This window comes from Cohnella baijiui (assembly GCF_020731285.1).
Lineage (GTDB): Bacteria > Bacillota > Bacilli > Paenibacillales > Paenibacillaceae > Cohnella.
This window is the reverse complement of sequence record NZ_JAJFOW010000550.1, coordinates 1-207: the sequence shown is the minus strand read 5'-3', so window position 1 is coordinate 207 and position 207 is coordinate 1. Positions and strand designations below refer to the sequence as shown.

1 pseudogene is annotated in these 207 nt (G+C 44.4%); it reads right to left on the bottom strand.

Going from position 1 to position 207, the window contains the following annotated elements:
* Positions 1 to 207 (bottom strand): annotated as a pseudogene (locus LKX83_RS33750) (branched-chain amino acid ABC transporter permease); the annotation flags it as partial.

The following is a 207-nucleotide window of genomic DNA, read 5'->3' as shown; positions in this document are numbered from 1 at the left end:
AAGGATGAGTGTTAAATAGTAGTAGTCGATTTTTAAACTAAAGTCAACAAATCCAATATGATCAGGCTTCGGGATTCCGCTTAGCCCCATCGGTCCTCTCGTCACATCCACCCAGTTATTCAGAATGAGGTGAATGATTTCGCCAAAGCCAAGTGTTGCAATGGCAAAATAGTGGCCGCGCAGGCGCAGTACAGGATAACCGATAAT